We start from the raw sequence: 3,816 nt of genomic DNA on the forward strand, positions 1-3,816 counted from the left end.
CGGCAGGGCGGCGAACAGGAAGCCGGGCCGGACGGCGCGGGAATCCGCGGTCAGCCCCTTCAGCCCGGCGGGCAATGTCGTCACGCCGCCGCTCATCCCTCTTCCTCCTCCGGCGCGGCCGCGACCTGCGGAGCGCCGCGGCCACCCGGCGCCACCGCGAGCGCCTCCAGGATCGCCGGGTCGTTCGGATCCTTCGGCTCGACCCCCATCATCGGCCCCATGCGGGCGATGATGCGGCCGCCGAGCGGCGCCGCGTTCCAGCCGGCGGTGTTATAGCCGTAGGTGCCTTCGACCGCCTGGGCATCCTCCAGCATGGTCATGACGATGTATTTCGGATCATAGGCCGGGAAGATGCCGACGAAATCGGTCACGCCGGCCTTGCGGTTGTAGCCGCCGCGCACCGCCTTGTTGGCCGAGCCGGTCTTGGCGCCGACGAAGTAGCCGGGGACATCCGCCTTGGTGGCGGTGCCGCTGACCACCACGACGCGCATCAGCGCACGCATGATCCGCGACAGCTCGGGCGACATCACCCGGGTTTCCGGCACCGGCCGGGACGGGTCGTGCTTGATCAGCGTCGGCGGGTGGAGGGTGCCGCCATTGACCACGGCGGCGACGGCGCTGACAAGCTGGATCGGGGTGACCGCCATGCCATGGCCATAGGCGATGGTCATGCCGCTGACCTGGGTCCAGGGCTGGGGCACCATCGGCGATCCGACCTCCGGCAGCTCGAGCGGCGAAGGCTTGGTCAAGCCGAGCCGGGCCAGAAACTCCTTCTGCCGCTGCAGCCCCGCCGCCTCGAACATGTGCACCGAGCCGGTGTTCATCGACTGGCGGAAGATCTCGTAGACGCTCCACCGCCCGGATTGCGGCTCGGCCCGGAAATTGCGGATGGTGAAGCGGCCGACCCGGATCGGGCTCTGCTCGTAGGTGGTTTCCAGGGTCGACGTGCCGCTTTCCAGCGCCAGCGCGGTGTTAAAGATCTTGAAGGTGGAGCCCATCTCGTACACGCCGAGCGTGTTCCGGTTGAACAGGGCGTCCTCCGACGCGGCGGTCGGCTCATAGGGGTTGAAATCCGGCAGCGAGATCATGGACAGGATCTCGCCGGTCTTGACGTCCATGATGATGACGTTGCCGGCGGTCGCCTTGAACTTGGTGATCGCGGCCTGCAGCTCGTTCCGCACCATCTCCTGCAGCCGCAGGTCGATCGACAGCGCCACCGACTCGCCGGCCCGCAGCCGGCTGTCCAGGCTCTTCTCCAGCCCGGCGATGCCCTGTGCGTCGATGTTGGTGAAGCCGACGACATGCGAGGTCAGCGCCCCGGCCGGGTAGTAGCGGCGCTCCTCGCTCTGGAAGGCCAGGCCGGGGATGCCGAGGCGGTTGATCTCGTATTGCTGCGCCGGGGTCAGGCCGCGCTTCAGCCAGACGAAGCGCCGCTCTGACGACAGGTCGGCCAGCAGCTTCTCGGCATTCAGCTCCGGCAGCAGCTTGCTGAGCTTCAACGAGGCCTCGATCGGGTCGATCACCAGCTTCGGGTCGGCGTAGAGCGACATCGAAGGCAGCGTGGTGGCCAGGATCAGCCCGTTGCGGTCGCGCAGATCGGCCCGGTCGGTGGTGGTCTCGCCGGCCATGGCGACCGCCGCGCCCTCGCCGGTGTCGCCGAACGCCATCATCCGGACCAGCCCGGTGCCGATCCCGGCAAAAGCCAGGCCGAAAACCAGCGCGGTGACGACGACGCGCTGCCGGCCGGTCTCGATCGCCGCGGCCAGGGTGCGGCCGGGATGCGCGACATCGGCCCGGACGGACCGTGGGCCGGGCTGCATCGAGGGGAGGTCGGAGAGGACGGCCATCGGTCAGTCCTCGTTGCCGCCGGAGAGATTGGCCACCACCGCATTCGCCGGCGGTGACAGCATCTGCAGGATCGCCGGGTCCTTCGGGTCGGCCGGTTTGACTCCGAGCATCGGGCCCATCCGGGCGATGATCCGCCCGCCGAGCGGCGCCGAATTCCAGCCGGCGCTGGCGAAGCCGTAGGTGCCCTTGATCGGCTGCGGGTCGTCCAGCATCGTCATGACGATGTATTTCGGATCGTAGATCGGGAACACGCCGACGAAATCGGTCACCCGGGCCCGGCGGTTGTAGCCGCCGCGCGCCGCCTTGTCGGCCGTGCCGGTCTTGCCGCCGACGAAATAGCCCGGCACCTCGGCCTTGGTCGCCGTGCCGCCGGTGACGACGGCGCGCATCAGCATCCGCATCGTGCGCGACAGCTCGGCCGAGATCACCCGCTTGCCCGGCACCGGCTGGGACGGGTCGCGCTTGAACAGCGTCGGCGGGTGCAGGATGCCGCCATTGACGATGGCGCTGACCGCGGTGACCAGCGACAGCGGCGACACCGCCATGCCGTGGCCATAGGCGATGGTCATGCCGCTGACCTTGCTCCACGGATGCGGCACCATCGGCGCGCCGACCTCGGGAAGATCGATCGGCGCAGGCTTGGTCAGGCCGAACCGGGTCAGGAACTCCTTCTGCCGGTCGACGCCCGCCGCCTCCTCCATATGGACGGAGCCGGTGTTGAGCGACAGGCGGAAGATCTCGTAGACGCTGAGCATCCCCGACTGGGGGTCGCCGCGGAAATTGTGGATGGTGAAGCGCCCGACATGGATCGGGCTTTCGTCATAGAGGCTGGTCAGCGTCGAGGTGCCGCTTTCCAGCGCCATCGCCGTGTTGAAGATCTTGAACGTCGACCCCGGCTCGTACACGCCGAGCGTGTTCCGGTTGAACATCGACTCCTCGGACGGGCCGCCGGGCTCGTACGGATTGAAGTCCGGCAGCGAGACCATCGCCAGGACCTCGCCGGTGTTCACGTCCATGATCAGGGCGTTGCCGCCCTGGGCGTGGAATGTGTCGATCGAGGCCTTCAACTCGTCGCGCACCATCTCCTGCAGCCGCAGGTCGATCGACAGCGCCACCGACTGGCCGTCCTGCAGCCGGTCGTCCAGGCTCTTCTCCAGTCCGGCGATGCCCTGGGCGTCGATGTTGGTGAAGCCGACCACATGCGAGGTCAGGTTGCCGGCCGGATAGTAGCGGCGCTCCTCGTTCTGGAAGGCCAGGCCGGGGATGCCGAGGCGGTTGACCTCGTATTGCTGGGTCGGGGTCAGCCCGCGCTTCAGCCAGACGAAGCGGCGGTCCGACGACAGGTCGGCGAGCACCTTGGCCTGGTCGAGATCGGGCAGCACCTTGGCCAGGCGCAGCGAGGCCTCGATCGGGTCCAGCACCATCTTCGGGTCGGCGTAGAGCGACACCGAGGGCAGCGTGGTGGCGACGATCAGGCCGTTGCGGTCGCGCAGGTCGGCCCGGTCCTCGGTCGGCGCGACGGCGGGCAGGGCATGGGTGGCGAGGGCGGTGTCGGCATCGCTGCCGAAGGCCATCAGATCGACCAGCTTGAGGCCGATGGCGCCGAAGGTGAGGCTGAACACCAGGGCGCTGATGACGATGCGCTGGCGGCCCGTCTCGATGGCCGCGGAAAGCCGCTGAGCCGGCCGAGAGGCCGGCTCCGTCTGCCGCGGTGCATTCTTCGGGAGGCCGTCCAGCGCGTCAGCCGTCATCGAATTCCCCGAGGCCCCTCGAGTCCGGAGAGCAGTGCGCCGATCGGATCGTCCGAGGCGGCGGCCCGGGTCGGGGTCAAGGCCTGGGCCACGGCCTCCAGCGGCGCGGGCGTGGCGGGTCGGCGCGGCGCCACCACCGGCCGGATCGGGACATCGGCCACGACAACGCGGGCAACAGGCGGGGCCGCGACGGGCGGGACGGCCGGGGCCGCTGCCG

At 69.3% G+C, this 3,816-nt stretch carries 3 protein-coding genes; all 3 read right to left on the reverse strand.

Going from position 1 to position 3,816, the window contains the following annotated elements:
* Positions 1 to 92 precede the first annotated feature (92 nt).
* Complete coding sequence (locus P409_RS28975) at positions 93 to 1,847, reverse strand: peptidoglycan D,D-transpeptidase FtsI family protein (RefSeq protein ID WP_052121529.1); 1,755 nt, start codon at positions 1,845 to 1,847, stop codon at positions 93 to 95.
* A 3-nt stretch (positions 1,848 to 1,850) separates the two neighbouring features.
* Positions 1,851 to 3,599: a peptidoglycan D,D-transpeptidase FtsI family protein gene (locus P409_RS28980; protein WP_034846597.1), complete on the reverse strand. Its 1,749-nt coding sequence runs from the start codon at positions 3,597 to 3,599 to the stop codon at positions 1,851 to 1,853.
* On the reverse strand, positions 3,596 to 3,816 hold a 221-nt coding region (locus P409_RS40995; protein ID WP_238578799.1), incomplete at its 5' end, for a hypothetical protein. The genes P409_RS40995 and P409_RS28980, both read right to left, overlap by 4 nt.

The organism is Inquilinus limosus MP06 (assembly GCF_000767795.1).
In the GTDB taxonomy this organism is placed as follows: Bacteria; Pseudomonadota; Alphaproteobacteria; order DSM-16000; family Inquilinaceae; genus Inquilinus; species Inquilinus limosus_E.